The sequence below is a fragment of the Streptomyces sp. NPDC017225 genome (assembly GCF_044331465.1).
Classification (GTDB): Bacteria; Actinomycetota; Actinomycetes; order Streptomycetales; family Streptomycetaceae; genus Streptomyces.
In genome coordinates, this window is record NZ_JBIRNE010000005.1 from 408,354 (window position 1) to 425,031 (window position 16,678).

Genomic DNA, 16,678 nt, shown 5'->3' on the forward strand with positions numbered 1-16,678 from the left:
CCGGCCACCGGAGGCGCGATAGCCTGACGGCTGGATGGATCTCTTGATACCAAGAGATCGATCAAACGCCCGGGGCAGGGACGCCCCACCGCCAGCTGTCATACGGAGAACGCCATGACCCGCACTCCCGTGAACGTCACCGTCACCGGCGCGGCCGGCCAGATCGGTTACGCCCTGCTCTTCCGCATCGCCTCCGGCCAGCTGCTCGGCGCGGACGTGCCGGTCAAACTGCGCCTCCTGGAGATCACCCCGGCGCTCAAGGCCGCTGCGGGCACCGCGATGGAGCTGGACGACTGCGCGTTCCCGCTCCTCCAGGGCATCGAGATCACCGACGACCCGAACGTCGCCTTCGACGGCGCCAACGTCGCCCTCCTCGTGGGCGCCCGTCCGCGTACCAAGGGCATGGAGCGCGGTGACCTCCTGGAGGCCAACGGCGGCATCTTCAAGCCCCAGGGCAAGGCCATCAACGACCACGCCGCGGACGACATCAAGGTCCTCGTCGTCGGCAACCCGGCCAACACCAACGCCCTGATCGCCCAGGCCGCCGCCCCGGACGTACCGGCGGAGCGCTTCACCGCGATGACCCGCCTGGACCACAACCGCGCGCTGACCCAGCTCGCGAAGAAGACGGGCTCGACGGTCGCCGACATCAAGCGCCTGACCATCTGGGGCAACCACTCCGCCACCCAGTACCCGGACATCTTCAACGCCACCGTCGCCGGCAAGAACGCCGCCGAGGTCGTGGGCGACGAGAAGTGGCTGGCCGAGGAGTTCATCCCGACCGTCGCCAAGCGCGGCGCCGCCATCATCGAGGCCCGCGGTGCCTCGTCGGCCGCCTCCGCCGCCAACGCCGCCATCGACCACGTCCACACCTGGGTCAACGGCACCGCCGAGGGCGACTGGGCCTCCATGGGCATCCCGTCCGACGGCTCCTACGGCGTCCCGGAGGGCATCATCTCCTCCTTCCCGGTCACCACGAAGGACGGAAAGTACGAGATCGTCCAGGGCCTGGAGATCAACGACTTCTCCCGCGCCCGCATCGACGCCTCCGTCAAGGAGCTCTCGGAGGAGCGCGAGGCGGTCCGCGCGCTCGGCCTCATCTGACACGTCGCACCACCCCACCGCCGGACCAGTCGTCCGGCCGGTGCACCGGTCCCCGGATCCGCCACGGCGGTCCGGGGACCGACGCGTTTCCCCGGCGCTCTGTTGACGTTTCGGGCCTGTCGGCCCCGTCCCTCCCCTATGCTGCTGCCTCTCAACTCGACCGAAGTCGCCGGACTTCACGCGCATCGGGGGATCGGCGTGAGCACCGCCTACGTGCCGCAGCAACCACAGCAGAGCAACGCGGGGACACCACCGGAGCCCCCGCCCACCCCGCCCTACGCCAGCGAGGCGACCCGGCTGCTGTGCGCGGGCGCCTATCTGGACCCCGGTTACCGGGACCGCGTCATCGACGAGCTGTATCTCGACGAGCAACGGGTCGTGGCGCCGTCGCTCGGCTTCGACGCGGCCCGGGTCCTCGCGCACGCCCTGCGGGCCCGCCGGCTGGAGCTGCTGTGGTCCGCCGCCGTCATCGGACTGTGGGTGGTGGGGCTGCCACTCAGCGGCTGGCTGCTCGCCGTGTTCCTGTGGCCCAGTGTGCTGCTCGCCCTCGCCCCCTGGATCAGGGGCCGCGGCGAGCGACCGCCGCTGTACCGGCGGCTCCTGGCCTTCGTGGCGCGCTGGTGGGGGCGACTCCAGTTCGCCTTCTTCATGTTCATCCTGATCGCCGTCGCGTTCGGCGGCGGCTCGGACGACGACTCCTCGTACGGATCGTCGGACTACTTCTACGGCTCCGGCGGCCCCGGTGGCTCCGACTGGCAGGAGTTCTCCGACGTGGCCCTCCCGTCCGTCGGGGACGGCGCCGCTCTGATCGAGGTCTGGCAGGCCTGGCTCGGGATCGCCGTCCTCGTGCTGATCGGGATGTGCGTGGCCGCGCAGCGCGACCAGCTCGCCCGCGCGCTCGCCGCCGAACTCTCCCCGGAACGCTTCCCGGACGCCGCCGGTGACCCGGCGGAGAAGGCCGAGGGCGGGCGGTTCCAGCGGCTGATGCGGCGCATCAGGCTGGAACAGCACGCGCCGCTGGTCATGTACGACGAGAAGCACCCGTTCTGCGGGGCGGGAGCGGCGTACGACACCTGGGTGCTGGCCGTCGAGCTGAAGCCGGACGACGAGAAGCAGCAGCAGCCGCTCAGCAACCGCGCCGTCCTGGACCGCGTCCGGCCCCTGATCGAACAGCTGCGCCTGCCCTCCGAGTACGCGGGCGCCGGGGTGCGCGACCGGTTGCGCCGGCTGGAGCTCGACGAGTGCGTGTTCCTCCCGGCGGAGGGACTGCTCGACCGGGAGCAGGCCCCGTACAGCTGGGAGGAGTTCGAGCAGCACCGGTCGCGGGCCGTCGAGGAGGGCGGCGAGAAGCGGCGGCACTTCCTGCGGATCCGGGTCGGCGGCTGGGAGGAGGAGCTGGTCGTCACGGTCTTCGTACGTCTGCACACCCAGGGCCGGATGCTCATGCTGGAGATCGCCCCGCACGTACTGACCCCGGTGCGCGCGGACTTCAAGGACGCCGACCGCGTCTCCCACCGCTTCCGCAACAACAACGTGCTGGGCAAGGCGGCCGGGGCCGCCGCCCTGGTGCCCGGCTCCGTGGGCCGCTCCCTGCTCACCCTCGGCCGGGGCCTGGTGTACGGGTGGCGGCTGCTGACCGGCGGCCACACGGGCGCGCTCCCCGCGGGCCCCGCCGTCTCCGTACGGGAGCTGGCCTCGATGCCCACCGGGTCGACCTTCCAGGAGATGGACGTCAGCCGCTACCTCAGGAGCATCCAGGACCGCGTGGGGCACGGAGTGCGGCTCGCCCTGTCCGACGCCGGTTACGAGACCGGCGAGTTCGTCCAGAAGATCGTGAACCTCAGCAACGGCAGTACCTACATCGGCAACGCACAAGGGGCGACCTTCGCCGTCGGCGACAAGTCCCACGTCTCCTCCCATGCCTCGTCCAAGACCGCCGGCCCCGCGCCGCAGAAGGGATCCGGAAGCTGATGGCACCCAACGAGCCGAACGTTCACATCGGCAACGCCCAGGGGGCGACCTTCGCCGTCGGCGACAACGCGAACGTGACGAGCCACTACGGCACCACGGCGCCGCGCGACCAGGCCGCAGAGGAACTGCTGAGGGCGGTGAGGGAACTGCGTGCCGATCTGGCGCGGATCCAGGGCACCGAGCAGACCGCCCGGCTCGACACGGCCCTCGCGGACACCGAGGAGGAGATCACCCGCACCGGCACGGCCCCCGAGGGGCGCCTCCAGCGGCTGCGGGGCCTGTTCGAGGAGACACAGGCCGCCCTGTCCCTGTTCGCGTCCTTCGGGACGGTGGCCGGGCTGCTGGGGATGTGACCCGATGAGCGGGGGACGGCAGCGGTACTGGAACGAGACGACCCAACGCTGGGAGGACACCGAGGGCGGCACCGCACCGGTCACCCCACCACCACCGCCCCGCCCGGGGGCCGCGCCGGAGACACCCCCGGTGTCACACCACGAGAACGCCGACCACCCGCCCGGCGCCTCGCTGCCGGGGCCACCGCCCGCCCCCGGTACCTGGTCCGCGCCCGAGCTGCCCCACACCGGCTCCCGGCCGCGGCAGCACCCGCAGGCGCCGCCCCCCACCGGCACCGGCGGTCGTCCCAGCCGCCGGCTCCTGTGGTCCGTGCTGGGCGGTGCCGCCGCGGCCGGGGTCGCGGGGGCCCTCGTACTGGCGCTGGTGGTCCCGGGGGACGACGGCACGGACGACCGCGGCGACCACGCGGCGGTGTCGGCGAGCGCGTCCCCCACCCCGGAGCCTTCGGCCCCCGAGCCCTCGACGCTCCGGACCGACGAGGCCGGGACACCGGCCTCCGGCATGCCGCGGTCGCCGTCCGGCACGGCTCCCGACGGTTCCGGGGCGGCGGGCGGTCCCGAGCTGCCCGACGACTACGAGCTGCACTCCGACGCGGAGGGCTTCACCATCGCCCGTCCCGTGGGCTGGGTGCGTGAGGAGGTGCCGTCGAAGTACGGCATCGACGTGGTCAACTACCGCAGCTCCGACGGCGCACTGCGGCTGCAGGTGTACCAGGTGGAGGAGGCCTCGCCCGACGCGTCCTTCGAGCTTTTCCTCTCCGACGACACGGCCAGGGCCGACGGTTTCCGGCAGATCTCCCTGGAGACCCTGGACGACGGCGACTTCACCGGCTCCCGGCTCGAGTACCTCGCCGACTCCATCAAGGGTGAACCCGGCATCGGCACCTGGCATGTCGTCGACGAGCGCTTCCTGGCCGCCGACGGTGAGGTCTACGCGATCGCCGCCTACGGAGCGGAGGCGGACGGCCGCGAGGACGAGCGGACCATGCTGCGGACGGCCCTCGACCACTTCTGCCCGCCGTACACCACCTGCGGAACCGACGCCGACACTCTGTGACCGGACACTCACAGGGTGGGCGGTTCGTTCCGTTCCGTCTCTTTGTTCAGTGACTCGGCACACTTCCGATCCCGGAACCGCATGCATCCGGGGACCAAGGGCATGAGCACCCGGTCCCGTGCATGACACCTGCGTGATTCACGGGCGCTGATCAGGGAACGGAAGGCATTGACGATCATGGCGGACAGTACGGAACTCCGGGCGCGCGACACCATCCATGCCGGGGGCGAGTGGCGAGCGGCGGCCTCGGGGCACACGCGCGAGATCCTCGACCCCGCGGACGCCGCGCCGTTCGCCGTGATCGCGGAAGGCGACGCGCAGGACACCGACCTGGCGGTGGCCGCCGCCCGGCGCGCCTTCGACTCGGGCGAGTGGCCGCACACCCCGGTCGCCGAACGCGCCGCCCTGCTGCGCCGCGTCGCCGGCCTGCTGGTGCGCGACCGCGAGACGCTCGGCCTGCTGGAGAGCCGCGACGCGGGCAAGACCGTCGAGGAGGGCCGGGTCGACATCGACTGCGTCGCCGACGCCTTCCGCTACTTCGCGGACCTGGTCGCCGGCGAGGCCCCCGGCCGGGTCGTCGACGCGGGCTCGCCCGACATCCACAGCGTCGTCGTGCACGAGCCGGTCGGCGTCTGCGCGATGATCACGCCCTGGAACTACCCGCTCCTCCAGGCCAGCTGGAAGATCGCCCCGGCACTCGCCGCCGGCAACACCTTCGTGATCAAACCCAGCGAGATCACCCCGATGACCACCGTCGCCCTGATCGACCTGCTGGTCGAGGCCGGCCTCCCCACCGGCGTCGCCAACATCGTCACCGGACCCGGCCACACCGTCGGCGCCCGGCTCGCCGAGCACCCCGACGTCGACCTGGTCTCCTTCACCGGCGGCCTGATCAGCGGCACCAAGGTGGCCCAGGCCGCCGCCGTCACCGTCAAGAAGGTCGCCCTCGAACTCGGCGGCAAGAACCCCAACGTCGTCTTCGCCGACGCCTGCGCGACCGAAGAGGGCTTCGACACCGCCGTCGACCAGGCCCTCAACGCCGCCTTCATCCACAGCGGCCAGGTCTGCTCCGCCGGCGGCCGGCTCATCATCGAGGAGTCGGTCCGCGAACGCTTCGTCGCCGAACTCGCCCGCCGCGCCGCGAGGATCCGCCTCGGCCGCGGCACCGAGGACGGCGTCGAGTGCGGCCCGCTCGTCTCCGAGCAGCAGCGCGCCAAGACCGAGAACTACGTCGCCTCCGCGCTGGCCGAGGGCGCCGAACTGCGCTGCGGCGGCAAGCGCCCCGAGCCGTCCCCCCAGCGGCCGGAGACGGGCTACTTCTACGAGCCGACCCTCCTCGACCACTGCCACCGGGAGATGAAGGTCGTACGGGAGGAGGTCTTCGGACCGGTGCTCACCGTCGAGACCTTCCGTACCGAGGACGAGGCCGTAGCCCTCGCCAACGACACCGAGTACGGTCTGGCCGGTGCCGTCTGGACCGCCGACGCGGGACGGGCCCGCCGGGTCGCGGGCCGGCTCCGGCACGGCACCGTCTGGATCAACGACTTCCACCCCTATCTCCCGCAGGCGGAGTGGGGCGGCTTCGGCAAGAGCGGCGTCGGCCGCGAACTGGGCCCCGCGGGGCTCGCCGAGTACCGCGAGAGCAAGCACGTCTACCAGAACCTCGCCCCGAAGCCCGTCCGCTGGTTCGCCGGCTGACCCGGCTCAGCTCCAGCCCCAACCCCGGCTTCAGCCCCGTCCCGGCCCGGCTCACCGCCCCTCCCCGCCCGCCGCCGCACCCCCCGCCCGGCTTCCCGTCCGGAACCCCGTCCGCTCACCCTCTGGAGTACCCCCATGCCCGAGACCACCCATGTCTACGACTACGTCGTCATCGGCGGCGGCACCGCGGGATCGGTGATCGCCTCCCGACTCACCGAGAACCCGGACGTCACCGTCGCCGTCATCGAGGGCGGCCCCAGCGACGTCGGCCGCGATGACGTGCTGACCCTGCGCCGCTGGATGGGCCTGCTCGGCGGGGAGCTGGACTACGACTACCCCACCACCGAACAGCCACGCGGCAACTCGCACATCCGGCACAGCCGCGCCCGGGTGCTCGGCGGCTGCTCCTCCCACAACACCCTCATCGCCTTCAAGCCGCTGCCGTCCGACTGGGACGAGTGGGAGGCGGCCGGTGCCAAGGGCTGGGGCGCGGTGCCGATGGAGGCGTACTACGCGCGCCTCAAGAACAACATCGTCCCGGTCGACGAGAAGGACCGGAACGCCATCGCCCGCGACTTCGTCGACTCCGCGCAAAAGGCCCTGGGGGTGCCCCGCGTCGAGGGCTTCAACAAGAAGCCGTTCACCGAGGGCGTCGGCTTCTTCGACCTCGCCTACCACCCCGAGGACAACAAGCGGTCCTCGGCTTCGGTGGCGTACCTGCACCCGGTGATGGACGAGCGGCCCAACCTCACGCTCATGCTGGAGACCTGGGCGTACGAGCTCCAGCTCGACGGGACCCGCGCCGAGGGCGTCCACGTCCGCACCAAGGACGGCGAGGAGATCCTCGTCCGGGCGCGGAACGAGGTCGTACTCTGCGCCGGCGCGGTCGACTCGCCCCGCCTGCTGCTGCACTCGGGCATCGGCCCCCGCGAGGACCTCGAAGCACTCGGCATACCCGTGGCGCACGACCTGCCCGGTGTCGGCGAGAACCTGCTCGACCACCCCGAGTCGGTGATCGTGTGGGAGACCAACGGGCCCATCCCGGACAACTCCGCGATGGACTCCGACGCCGGTCTGTTCGTGCGCCGCGACCCCGAACACCCGGGCCCCGACCTGATGTTCCACTTCTACCAGATCCCGTTCACGGACAACCCGGAGCGCCTCGGCTACGAGCGCCCGGAGTTCGGCGTCTCCATGACCCCGAACATCCCCAAGCCGAAGTCCCGCGGCCGGCTCTACCTGACCAGCGCCGACCCGTCCGTGAAGCCCGCCCTGGACTTCCGCTACTTCACCGACGAGGACGACCACGACGGCCGCACCCTCGTCGACGGCATCAGGATCGCCCGCGAGGTCGCCAGGACCGAGCCGCTGGCCGGCTGGCTGGGGCGCGAGGTCTGCCCCGGCCCGGACGTCACCGGCGACGAGGAGCTGAGCGAGTACGCCCGCAAGGTCGCCCACACCGTCTACCACCCGGCGGGTACCTGCCGAATGGGCGCCGCCACGGACGAGCAGGCCGTCGTCGACCCCGAGCTGCGCGTCCGCGGCCTGGAGGGCCTCCGCATCGCCGACGCCTCCGTCTTCCCGACCATGCCCGCCGTGAACCCGATGATCGGCGTCCTCATGGTCGGCGAGCGCGCCGTCGAGCTGATCGGCGGTGACGCCCGATGAGCGCCACCGCCAGCGCCAGTACGCCGCCGGGTACCGACGAGTCCACCGCTCCCGTCTTCTCCGTGGACGGCCTGTGGAAGGTCTTCGGCCCCAAGGCCGCCCGGGTCCCCGCCGACCCCGGGCTGAGCGCCCTGAGCCCGGCCGAGCTGCGCTCGCGCACCGGATGCACGGCCGCCGTCGCGGACGTCTCCTTCGACGTGCGCAAGGGCGAGGTCTTCGTCGTCATGGGCCTGTCCGGCTCCGGCAAGTCCACCCTCGTACGCTGCCTGACCCGGCTGATCGAGCCGACGGCCGGGTCCATCGCCATCGACGGCGAGGACGTCCGCGCGATGGACAGGTCCCGGCTGCGCGAACTGCGCCGCCACCGCGCCGCGATGGTCTTCCAGCACTTCGGCCTGCTCCCGCACCGCACGGTCCTCGACAACGTGGCGTACGGCCTGGAGGTCCAGGGCATGGGCCGCGCCGAACGCCGCGAGCGCGCCGCCGCCATCGTCGCCAAGGTCGGCCTGGAGGGCCTGGAGCACCGCCGCCCCGGCCAGCTCTCCGGCGGTCAGCGCCAGCGCGTCGGCCTCGCCCGCGCCCTCGCCGTCGACCCCGAGGTGCTGCTCTTCGACGAGCCGTTCAGCGCGCTCGACCCGATGATCCGGCGGGACATGCAGGAGGAGGTCGTCCGGCTGCACCGCGAGGAGGGCCGCACGATGGTCTTCATCACCCACGACCTCCAGGAAGCCCTCAAGCTCGGCGACCGCATCGCCCTGATGCGCGACGGCCGCGTGGTCCAGCTCGGCACCCCGGAGGAGATCGTCGGCTCGCCCGCCGACGACTACGTCCGGGAGTTCGTCCGCGACGTGCCCCGCGAGCAGGTCCTCACCGTCCGTACGGCCATGCGCCCCGCCTCCTCGGCCGACGAGGCCGGTACCGGCCCCGCGCTCCGGCCCGGCGCCACCGTCTCCGAGGCCATCGAGGCCGTCGCCCGCGCCGGCTCCCCGGCCCGCGTGATGGACGACGGCCGCTGCCTGGGCGTGGTCGACGCGGAAGCCCTGCTGTCGGTGGTGGCGGGCACGGCGGGCACGGACGACGCGGCTGCGGGCAGCCGTGCCGCTGGGGCGGCACCGGCCGAGCGCCGTGCGCCGGCCACCCCGGCACCCGCCCCCACCGAGGAGCCGGCGTAATGGCAACGATCACCGCACCGGCCCACAAGCCCGCCCGGCCAGGCATCCTCACCCACCCAGCCGTACGCAAGCTCCTGACCCTGGCGGCGCTCGCCGCCGTCCTCGTCCCGCTCGCCGTCACCCAGTGGGGCGGCACCACCTGGCCGTCCGCCCTCACCGTCGACGTCTCCGAGCCGCTCGGCAGGGCCAGCGACTGGATCATCGACAACCGCGACAGCCACCCGCTGTTCCTCCACTTCTTCGGCCACGTCAGCAACGTCGTCGTCATCGCCGTACGCGCCGTCTACCTCGCCCTGCTCGCCGTCGGCTGGGCCGTGGTCACCGCGATCGGCGCCCTGATCGCCTGGCGCGTGGCCGGCGTGCGGCTGGCGCTCGGCACCGCGGCCGCGTTCCTGGCCTGCGGCCTGCTCGGCATGTGGGTGCCGACCATGCAGACCCTCGCCCTGATGGTCGTCGCCGTCCTCGCGTCGGTCGCCGTGGGCGCCCTGCTGGGCCTGGCCGCGGGCCTCTCCGACCGCATGGACCGCGTCCTGCGCCCGGTGCTCGACACCATGCAGGTACTCCCGGCCTTCGCCTATCTCCTCCCCGTCGTCCTGGTCTTCGGCATCGGCGTCCCCGCCGCCGTCCTGGCCACCGTCGTCTACGCCGCCCCGCCCATGGCCCGGCTCACCGCCCTCGGCCTGCGCGGCGCCGACAAGGAGGTGCTGGAGGCCGTCGAGTCGCTCGGCACCACCGCCCGCCAGCGGCTGCTGACCGCCCGCATCCCTCTGGCCCGCAAGGAACTGCTCCTCGGCCTCAACCAGACGATCATGATGGCGCTCTCCATGGCCGTCATCGCCTCCGTCATCGGCGCCGGCGGCCTCGGCGACCGCGTCTACCAGGCGCTCGCCTCGGTCGACGTGGGCGCGGCGCTCGCGGCCGGCATCCCCATCGTGCTGCTCGCCGTCGTCCTCGACCGCGTCACCGGCGCGGCGGGGGAGCGGCTCGGTGAGACCGGGAAGTCGCCGATGACCTGGCTGTACGTCGTGGCCGCCGCCGCGGCCGTCGCGGTCGCCGGACGGATCGCCGGGTTCCTCGACTGGCCCGACACGTGGGAGGTGAACATCGCCGAGCCCGTCAACCGGGCCGTCGACTGGATGACCGCCCACCTCTACTCCGGCGTCCCCGTCGTCGGCGGCACCGCCGACTGGGCCGCCCACTTCACCAGCTGGGTCCTCAACCCGCTCCGGGACGGCCTCCAGTGGCTGCCCTGGTGGTCCGTACTGCTCGTCGTCGCCGCCCTGGCCTGGCTGATCGGCACCTGGCGCACCGCGCTCACCGCCGTCCTCGCCATGGCCGCCATCGGCGTGCTCGGCGTGTGGAACCCGTCCCTGGACACGCTCTCGCAGGTCCTCGCCGCCGTCGCCGTGACCCTGGTCATCGGCTTCGCGACGGGCGTCGCCGCCGCCCGCGGCGACCGCTTCGAGCGCGCGCTGCGGCCCGTCCTGGACGTGTTCCAGACGATGCCGCAGTTCGTGTACCTGATCCCGGTCGTCGCCCTCTTCGGCGTGGGCCGCGCCCCCGCCGTGGCCGCCGCGGTCGTCTACGCCCTGCCGGCCGTGGTCCGCATCACCGCCCAGGGGCTGCGCCAGGCCGACCCGGCCGCCATGGAGGCGGCCCGTTCGCTCGGCGCCACCAGCGGGCAGCAACTGCGGCAGGTCCAGCTCCCGCTGGCCCGCCGGTCCCTGCTGCTCGCCGTCAACCAGGGCGTCGTCCTCGTCCTCGCCGTCGTCATCATCGGCGGCCTGGTCGGCGGTGGCGCGCTCGGCTACCAGGTCGTCTTCGGCCTGGCCCAGGGCGACCTGGCGACCGGCCTGGTGGCCGGCGCGGCGATCGTCTGCCTCGGCCTGATGCTCGACCGGATCACCCAGCCGACCGAACGCCGTACGAGGAAGGGAGCCTGACATGCGGATGCGTATGCGGATGCGTACCACCACCGCCGTCGCCCCGGCCGCCGCGCTGACGCTGCTGACCGGCTGCGGCGCCGCCGACATGACCAAGCAGGCGTCCCCGTACGCCAACGCCGAGGGCGCCAGGACCGTCACCCTGTCCGTGCAGTCCTGGGTCGGTGCCCAGGCCAACGTGGCCGTCGCCCAGTACCTGCTGGAGCACGAGCTGGGCTACCGCGTCGACACCGTCCAGGTCGACGAGGTCCCCGCCTGGGACGCGCTCAGCCAGGGCCGGGTCGACGCCATCCTGGAGGACTGGGGCCACCCCGAGCAGGAGCAGCGCTACGTCGAGGACAAGAAGACCATCGCCCCCGGCGGCGACCTCGGCGTCACCGGCCACATCGGCTGGTTCGTCCCGACGTACTTCGCGGAGAAGCACCCGGACGTGACGGACTGGAAGAACCTGAACAAGTACGCCGAGCTGCTGCGCACCGCGGAGAGCGGCGACAAGGGCCAGCTGATGGACGGCTCCCCGTCCTACGTCACCAACGACAAGGCGCTGGTGGAGAACCTCGACCTGGACTACAAGGTCGTCTTCGCCGGCTCCGAGGCCGCCCAGATCACCCAGATGCAGCAGTTCGCCAAGGAGAAGAAGCCCTTCCTGAGCTACTGGTACACCCCCCAGTGGCTCTTCGAGAAGGTGCCGATGACCGAGGTGAAACTGCCGCCGTACGAGGAGGGCTGCGACGCCGACCCGGCGAAGGTCGACTGCGCCTACCCGGTCACCGAGCTGCAGAAGTACCTCAACGCGGACTTCGCGCAGAACGGCGGCGAGGCCGCGGAGTTCCTGAAGGACTTCAAGTGGACGACCGAGGACCAGAACCAGGTCTCCCTGATGATCGCCGAGCAGAAGATGCGGCCCGAGGAGGCGGCGGAGAAGTGGGTGGACAGCCACGAGTCCGTGTGGAAGCGGTGGCTGCCCTGACCCTCACTTCGCGAGTTCGTCCGCGATCTCCCGCAGCGCACGCGCCGCCCGCCGCTGGAGCCCCGGCCCGAAGGTGACGCGGGTGGCCCCGAGTCCGCCGAGTTCGGCGGGCGAGGGGCCCTGGCCGGGCAGCGCGCCCACGTTGACCGGCCCCTGGATCCCGGCCCGCAGCAGCGGCAGTACACCGACCGGGGCGAAGATCGGGTACACGCAGTCGGCGCCGGCGGCGACGTACAGCGCGGCCCGCCCGATCGCCGCCCCCGGGTCGTCGACGCCCCTGACGAACGTGTCGACCCGGGCGTTGACGAAGAGCCGGTCCCCGGCCGCCGCCCGCACCTCGGCCAGCCACTCGGCGTGCTCGTGCGGGTCCTTGAGCACCCCGTCGACGGAGTCCTCCAGGTTGCAGCCCACGGCGCCGGCCTCCAGCAGCCGCTCCACCAGTTCCTTCGGCGCCAGCCCGTACCCGTCCTCGACGTCCGCCGACACGGGTACGTCCACGGCCCGCGCGATCCGCGCGACGGCCGCGAACATCTCGTCGGCCGGGGTCGCCCCGTCCTCGTAGCCCAGCGACGCCGCCACGCCCGCGCTGGGCGTGGCGAGCGCCGGGAAGCCGGCCTCGGCGAAGACGCGGGCGCTCGCCGCGTCCCAGGGGCCGGGCAGCACGAGGGGGTCGTCCGGGGCGCGGCCGTGGTGAAGGGCCCGGAAGCGGTCCGCCCCGCTCACCGTCACGCGTGCTGCCCCGGGGTGTAGTGGCCCGGCGTCAGCCGGCACGTCACGCCGAACCGGTTCCAGGCGTTGATCACCGTGATCGCGGCGATCAGCTGGGCCAGCTCGGCCTCGTCGAAGTGCTTCGCGGCCTTCCCGTACACCTCGTCCGGCACGAAACCGTCCGTCAGGACGGTGACCGCCTCGGTCAGCTCGATCGCCGCGAGCTCCCTCTCCGTGTAGAAGTGCCGCGACTCCTCCCAGGCGGACAGCTGCACGATCCGCTCCACGCTCTCACCGGCCGCGAGGGCGTCCTTGGTGTGCATGTCCAGGCAGAAGGCGCAGTGGTTGAGCTGGGAGGCACGGATCTTCACCAGTTCCCTCACCTTCGGGTCCAGCCCCTGGTTGGCCGCCTTCTCCAGCCGGAGCATCGCCTTCCAGACCTCGGGCGCGTGCTTGGCCCACTCCAGCCGGGGGGCCTCCTCGGGGGCGAAGGTGTCGGAAGCCGCGGTGGTGTTCTCGTTCGTCGTCATGCTTCGAGACTAGAAGCGAGGCAGCCCACGGGTATGGTCCATTTCCATGGGGAAATCATGGGCCACTTTCGGCATCGACCTTCACCTGGACCGGTCCGGCACCGGGCTGCGCCGCGGCCTCACCGACGCCCTGCGCGAGGCCGTCCGCGGCGGCCGGCTGGCTCCCGGCACCCGGCTGCCCTCCTCGCGCTCGCTCGCCGCCGACCTGGGCGTGGCGCGCAACACGGTGGCCGAGGTCTACGCCGACCTGGTCGCCGAGGGCTGGCTCGCCGCCCGCCAGGGCTCCGGCACCCGGGTGGCCGACCGCACACCCGCCACTCCCGGCCGCGCACCCGCCACCCCCGGCACCCACGATCGCGCACCCGGCGCACCCGGCCACCGCCCGGCGCCGCCCCACCCCGCATCGCACCGCCCGGCGCCGCACCGGCGTGAGCCGGGCCGGCCCGCCTACGACCTCGTCCCCGGCACGCCGGAACTCGCGTCGTTCCCCCGGGTCCAGTGGCTGCGGGCGGCCCGCCGCGCCCTGACCGCCGCCCCCGACCGGGCCCTCGGCCACGGCGATCCCCGCGGCCGCGTCGAACTGCGCACCGCACTCGCCGGCTACCTCTCCCGCGCCCGCGGCGTGCACGCCGACCCGGACAGGATCGTCGTCTGCGCCGGCTTCCTCGGCGGCCTCGGCGTCCTCGCCGAACTGCTGCGGCACCGCGGAGCGGACTCCGTGGCGGTCGAGTCCTACGGCCTGCCCCACCACCGCCTGCTGCTCGCGCGCGCGGGCTGCGACACGCCGCCGCTGCCGTTCGACGACCGGGGCACCCGCCCCCTCGCCGACCCGGCCGCCGCCCAGGCCGCCCTGCTGACGCCCTCCCACCAGTTCCCGCTGGGCCTCCCGCTGCTCCCCGAGCGCCGGACCGCACTGATCGACTGGGCCCGCCGCACCGGCGGGCTGGTCCTGGAGGACGACTACGACGGCGAACTCCGCTACGACCGCCAGCCCGTCGGCGCCCTCCAGGGACTGGACCCCGACCGCGTCGTCTACCTGGGCACCGCCAGCAAGTCCCTCGCCCCCGCGCTGCGCCTGGGCTGGCTGGTGCTGCCGCCCTCGCTCGTCGAGGACGCCATGGACTGCATGGCGAGCCGCACCCCGGGCGCCCTGGACCAGCTCACCCTCGCGGAGTTCATCGGCTCCGGCGACTACGACCGGCACGTCAGAGCCGCCCGGCTGCGCTACCGGCGCCGCCGTGACGCCCTGGTCGCCGCCCTCGCCGAGCGCGCCCCCGAGGTGCGCGTCACCGGCATCGCCGCCGGACTGCACGCCGTCCTGCGACTGCCCCCCGGCACCGAGCAGCAGGTCGTCCGGGCCGCCGCCTGGAACGGCCTCGCGGTCCACGGCCTGTCCACGTTCCGGCACCCGGACGCCGTCGTCGCCCCGCTGGACGCCCTCGTCGTCGGCTACGGCACCCCGCCCGAGCACGCCTGGGCAGGGGCCCTGGACGCGCTCTGCCGGGCGCTGCCGTAGAGTCCCCCGGCGGCGGTCGTACACTCGATCGGTCCAACCATCGGACCAACTGACGTACAAAAGCGCGGACAACGGGGGAGACGGACATGGCACAGACCCGGCGACGGCTGCGGTCGAGCACCGTGGTGCTCGGCGGCATGGGAATGCTCGCGGCGGCCCTGAGCGCGTGCGGCTCGGACCCCGACCGGCGCTGCGTGGACCGCGACAGCTACGACTACCTCAACGGCTACAAGGTCGTCGCCGACAAGAACTGCAAGTCGGGCTCGTCCGGCGGTTCGTACGGCAAGGGCGGCAAGAAGAAGTCGGGCTCCAAGGTGGACGACGCCGACTGGTACTACGACGGCGACGTCAGCAACGGCTGGGCCGACTCCGGCACCTTCAGCCGGGAGGAGGCCGTCGACCGCGGCGGCTTCGGCTGCTCGGGCTCCGGCAGCGGCGGCGGCTGAGCCCGCCGTGGAACGCCGCACCACCGAGCCCCGCCCCGGCTGGCAGCAGACCGTGGAGGAGCAGGGCTGCATCTACCCCCTGACCCGCTACCCCGACGACTCCCTGCGCCCCTACTGGGACGAGAGCGCCTACTACGTCTTCTCCCTCCCGGAGGTCGAGGCGCTGGAGGAGGTCGTCGAGGAGCTCCACCGCATGTGCCTGGCGGCGGCCGAGCACATCGTCACCGCCGGCCGTTTCGCCGACCTCGGCATCACCGACCCGCGCGTGGTCCGGGCGGTCACCGAGGCCTGGCGGCGCCGCGCCGAACTCCCCTCCGTCTACGCCCGCTTCGACCTGCGCTACGACGGGACGGGGCCCGCCAAGCTCCTGGAGTACAACGCCGACACCCCGACCTCCCTCGTCGAGGCGGCCTCCCCGCAGTGGTTCTGGATGGAGGAGAGCTTCCCCGGCGCCGACCAGTGGAACAGCCTCCACGAGCGGCTCGTCGACGCCTGGAGGAAGCAGGCCGCCCTCCTGCCGCCCGGCAGCCCGCTGTACTTCGCGCACTCCGCGGACGACGAGCTGGGCGAGGACCTCATGACGGTCGCCTACCTCAAGGAGACCGCCGAGCAGGCCGGCCTGGAGACCGACTGGATCTCCGTGGAGGAGATCGGCTGGGACCGCCTGTCCGAGCGCTTCGTCGACAACAGGCTCCGTTTCATCCGCAGCATCTTCAAGCTCTACCCCTGGGAGTGGCTCACCACCGACCGCTTCGCCGACCACGTCCTGGACACCCTCGACAACGGCGGCGGCACCGGCACCACCCTGTGGATCGAGCCCGCCTGGAAGATGCTGCTCAGCAACAAAGCCCTGCTGGCGATCCTCTGGGAGCTGTACCCCGGCCACCCCAACCTCCTCCCGGCCTACCTCGACGGCCCCAGGGAGCTGGCCGGCACGGCGGGTTACGTCGCCAAGCCCCTGCTGGGCCGCGAGGGCGCGGGCGTCACGGTCCACGAGCCGGGCGCCGCCCCCGTCGTACGGGACGAGCCCTGCTGCTACCAGGAACTGGCCCCCCTGCCCGACTTCGACGGCAACCGCGTCGTCCTGGGCGCCTGGGTGGTGGAGAACGAGTCGGCGGGCCTGGGCATCCGGGAGTCGTCGGGCCTGGTGACGGACGGGTACGCGAGGTTCCTCCCCCACGTGATCCTGTCAACGACCCGGGACTAGAGTCCCGGGCTTGCAGAACGGGACATCGTGCCGAGCCGGGACGGCCCAGACGCCCCGCCGTCAGGTTCGCCCTCAGCGTGGCGTACGCGTCGCAGGTCTTCTTAATCACATGCTGGGCCGCCTGCGCGCCCAGACCCCACCGCGACTTCACCTGCGCGTAGGCGAGCTTGCGCAGGGCGAAGTTCTTGAACTCCCTGTGTTCGAAGGCCACCTCGCTCGCCCAGGTGGCCGCCTCGGTGCAGGCACTCGGGGTCGCCTCCGGAGCCGCCGCCTGCACGGGCGTCGGCAGCAGCCTGACCTGCACCACCAGCTTGACGATCACCGATCGCAGACAC

The 16,678-nt window shown here is 72.7% G+C and carries 14 protein-coding genes; 12 read left to right on the top strand and 2 right to left on the bottom strand.

Going from position 1 to position 16,678, the window contains the following annotated elements; translation table 11 throughout:
* Positions 1-114: 114 nt before the first annotated feature.
* The 9 genes from ACH4NX_RS15330 (at position 115) to ACH4NX_RS15370 (ending at position 11,936) form a co-directional block, all read left to right on the top strand.
* On the top strand, positions 115-1,104 hold the full coding sequence (locus tag ACH4NX_RS15330) for a malate dehydrogenase (RefSeq protein WP_398127132.1): 990 nt from the start codon (positions 115-117) through the stop codon (positions 1,102-1,104).
* Between the two features lie 198 nt (positions 1,105-1,302).
* Entirely contained in the window at positions 1,303-3,075 is a 1,773-nt protein-coding gene (locus tag ACH4NX_RS15335) for a hypothetical protein (RefSeq protein ID WP_398127133.1), read from the top strand.
* Complete coding sequence (locus ACH4NX_RS15340) at positions 3,075-3,428, top strand: hypothetical protein (protein WP_351399714.1); 354 nt, start codon at positions 3,075-3,077, stop codon at positions 3,426-3,428. The genes ACH4NX_RS15335 and ACH4NX_RS15340 overlap by 1 nt, the downstream gene beginning before the upstream one ends.
* Before the next feature lie 4 nt (positions 3,429-3,432).
* Positions 3,433-4,485 (top strand): hypothetical protein, encoded by a 1,053-nt coding sequence (locus ACH4NX_RS15345; RefSeq protein WP_398127134.1) that lies wholly within the window; start codon positions 3,433-3,435, stop codon positions 4,483-4,485.
* A gap of 177 nt (positions 4,486-4,662) precedes the next feature.
* Positions 4,663-6,183 (top strand): aldehyde dehydrogenase family protein, encoded by a 1,521-nt coding sequence (locus ACH4NX_RS15350; protein WP_351399718.1) that lies wholly within the window; start codon positions 4,663-4,665, stop codon positions 6,181-6,183.
* 135 nt (positions 6,184-6,318) lie between these two features.
* Positions 6,319-7,851: a GMC oxidoreductase gene (locus tag ACH4NX_RS15355; protein ID WP_351399720.1), complete on the top strand. Its 1,533-nt coding sequence runs from the start codon at positions 6,319-6,321 to the stop codon at positions 7,849-7,851.
* Complete coding sequence (locus ACH4NX_RS15360) at positions 7,848-9,023, top strand: glycine betaine/L-proline ABC transporter ATP-binding protein (RefSeq protein WP_398127135.1); 1,176 nt, start codon at positions 7,848-7,850, stop codon at positions 9,021-9,023. Before ACH4NX_RS15355 ends, ACH4NX_RS15360 begins: the two co-directional genes overlap by 4 nt.
* On the top strand, positions 9,023-10,966 hold the full coding sequence (locus ACH4NX_RS15365) for an ABC transporter permease (RefSeq protein WP_398127136.1): 1,944 nt from the start codon (positions 9,023-9,025) through the stop codon (positions 10,964-10,966). Before ACH4NX_RS15360 ends, ACH4NX_RS15365 begins: the two co-directional genes overlap by 1 nt.
* A gap of 13 nt (positions 10,967-10,979) precedes the next feature.
* Positions 10,980-11,936 (top strand): ABC transporter substrate-binding protein, encoded by a 957-nt coding sequence (locus tag ACH4NX_RS15370; protein WP_351399736.1) that lies wholly within the window; start codon positions 10,980-10,982, stop codon positions 11,934-11,936.
* A gap of 3 nt (positions 11,937-11,939) precedes the next feature.
* Here the strand turns inward: ACH4NX_RS15370 and ACH4NX_RS15375 are convergent, their stop codons facing one another.
* Together ACH4NX_RS15375 and ACH4NX_RS15380 are read right to left on the bottom strand one after the other, a co-directional pair.
* Positions 11,940-12,659, bottom strand: coding sequence for an isocitrate lyase/phosphoenolpyruvate mutase family protein (locus tag ACH4NX_RS15375; RefSeq protein WP_398127176.1), 720 nt, complete (start codon positions 12,657-12,659; stop codon positions 11,940-11,942).
* A gap of 2 nt (positions 12,660-12,661) precedes the next feature.
* Positions 12,662-13,174, bottom strand: a complete 513-nt coding sequence (locus tag ACH4NX_RS15380; RefSeq protein ID WP_351399726.1) for a carboxymuconolactone decarboxylase family protein — start codon at positions 13,172-13,174, stop codon at positions 12,662-12,664.
* 46 nt (positions 13,175-13,220) lie between these two features.
* Here ACH4NX_RS15380 and ACH4NX_RS15385 point away from each other — a divergent pair, with 46 nt between their 5' ends.
* The 3 genes from ACH4NX_RS15385 (at position 13,221) to ACH4NX_RS15395 (ending at position 16,343) form a co-directional block, all read left to right on the top strand.
* A complete protein-coding gene (locus ACH4NX_RS15385) occupies positions 13,221-14,690 on the top strand; it encodes a PLP-dependent aminotransferase family protein (RefSeq protein ID WP_398127137.1) in 1,470 nt (489 codons plus the stop codon).
* 86 nt (positions 14,691-14,776) lie between these two features.
* Positions 14,777-15,136, top strand: a complete 360-nt coding sequence (locus ACH4NX_RS15390; protein ID WP_279560244.1) for a hypothetical protein — start codon at positions 14,777-14,779, stop codon at positions 15,134-15,136.
* A 7-nt stretch (positions 15,137-15,143) separates the two neighbouring features.
* Positions 15,144-16,343: a glutathionylspermidine synthase family protein gene (locus tag ACH4NX_RS15395; RefSeq protein WP_351401240.1), complete on the top strand. Its 1,200-nt coding sequence runs from the start codon at positions 15,144-15,146 to the stop codon at positions 16,341-16,343.
* Positions 16,344-16,678: the final 335 nt, after the last annotated feature.

Bases quoted from the DNA above. Each gene is read 5' to 3' on its own strand.
- ACH4NX_RS15330 (WP_398127132.1), top strand. From the start codon at position 115: ATGACCCGCACTCCCGTGAACGTCACCGTCACCGGCGCGGCCGGCCAG.
- ACH4NX_RS15340 (WP_351399714.1), top strand. From the start codon at position 3,075: ATGGCACCCAACGAGCCGAACGTTCACATCGGCAACGCCCAGGGGGCG.
- ACH4NX_RS15345 (WP_398127134.1), top strand. From the start codon at position 3,433: ATGAGCGGGGGACGGCAGCGGTACTGGAACGAGACGACCCAACGCTGG.
- ACH4NX_RS15350 (WP_351399718.1), top strand. From the start codon at position 4,663: ATGGCGGACAGTACGGAACTCCGGGCGCGCGACACCATCCATGCCGGG.
- ACH4NX_RS15355 (WP_351399720.1), top strand. From the start codon at position 6,319: ATGCCCGAGACCACCCATGTCTACGACTACGTCGTCATCGGCGGCGGC.
- ACH4NX_RS15360 (WP_398127135.1), top strand. From the start codon at position 7,848: ATGAGCGCCACCGCCAGCGCCAGTACGCCGCCGGGTACCGACGAGTCC.
- ACH4NX_RS15365 (WP_398127136.1), top strand. From the start codon at position 9,023: ATGGCAACGATCACCGCACCGGCCCACAAGCCCGCCCGGCCAGGCATC.
- ACH4NX_RS15370 (WP_351399736.1), top strand. From the start codon at position 10,980: ATGCGGATGCGTACCACCACCGCCGTCGCCCCGGCCGCCGCGCTGACG.
- ACH4NX_RS15380 (WP_351399726.1), bottom strand. From the start codon at position 13,174: ATGACGACGAACGAGAACACCACCGCGGCTTCCGACACCTTCGCCCCC.
- ACH4NX_RS15385 (WP_398127137.1), top strand. From the start codon at position 13,221: ATGGGGAAATCATGGGCCACTTTCGGCATCGACCTTCACCTGGACCGG.
- ACH4NX_RS15390 (WP_279560244.1), top strand. From the start codon at position 14,777: ATGGCACAGACCCGGCGACGGCTGCGGTCGAGCACCGTGGTGCTCGGC.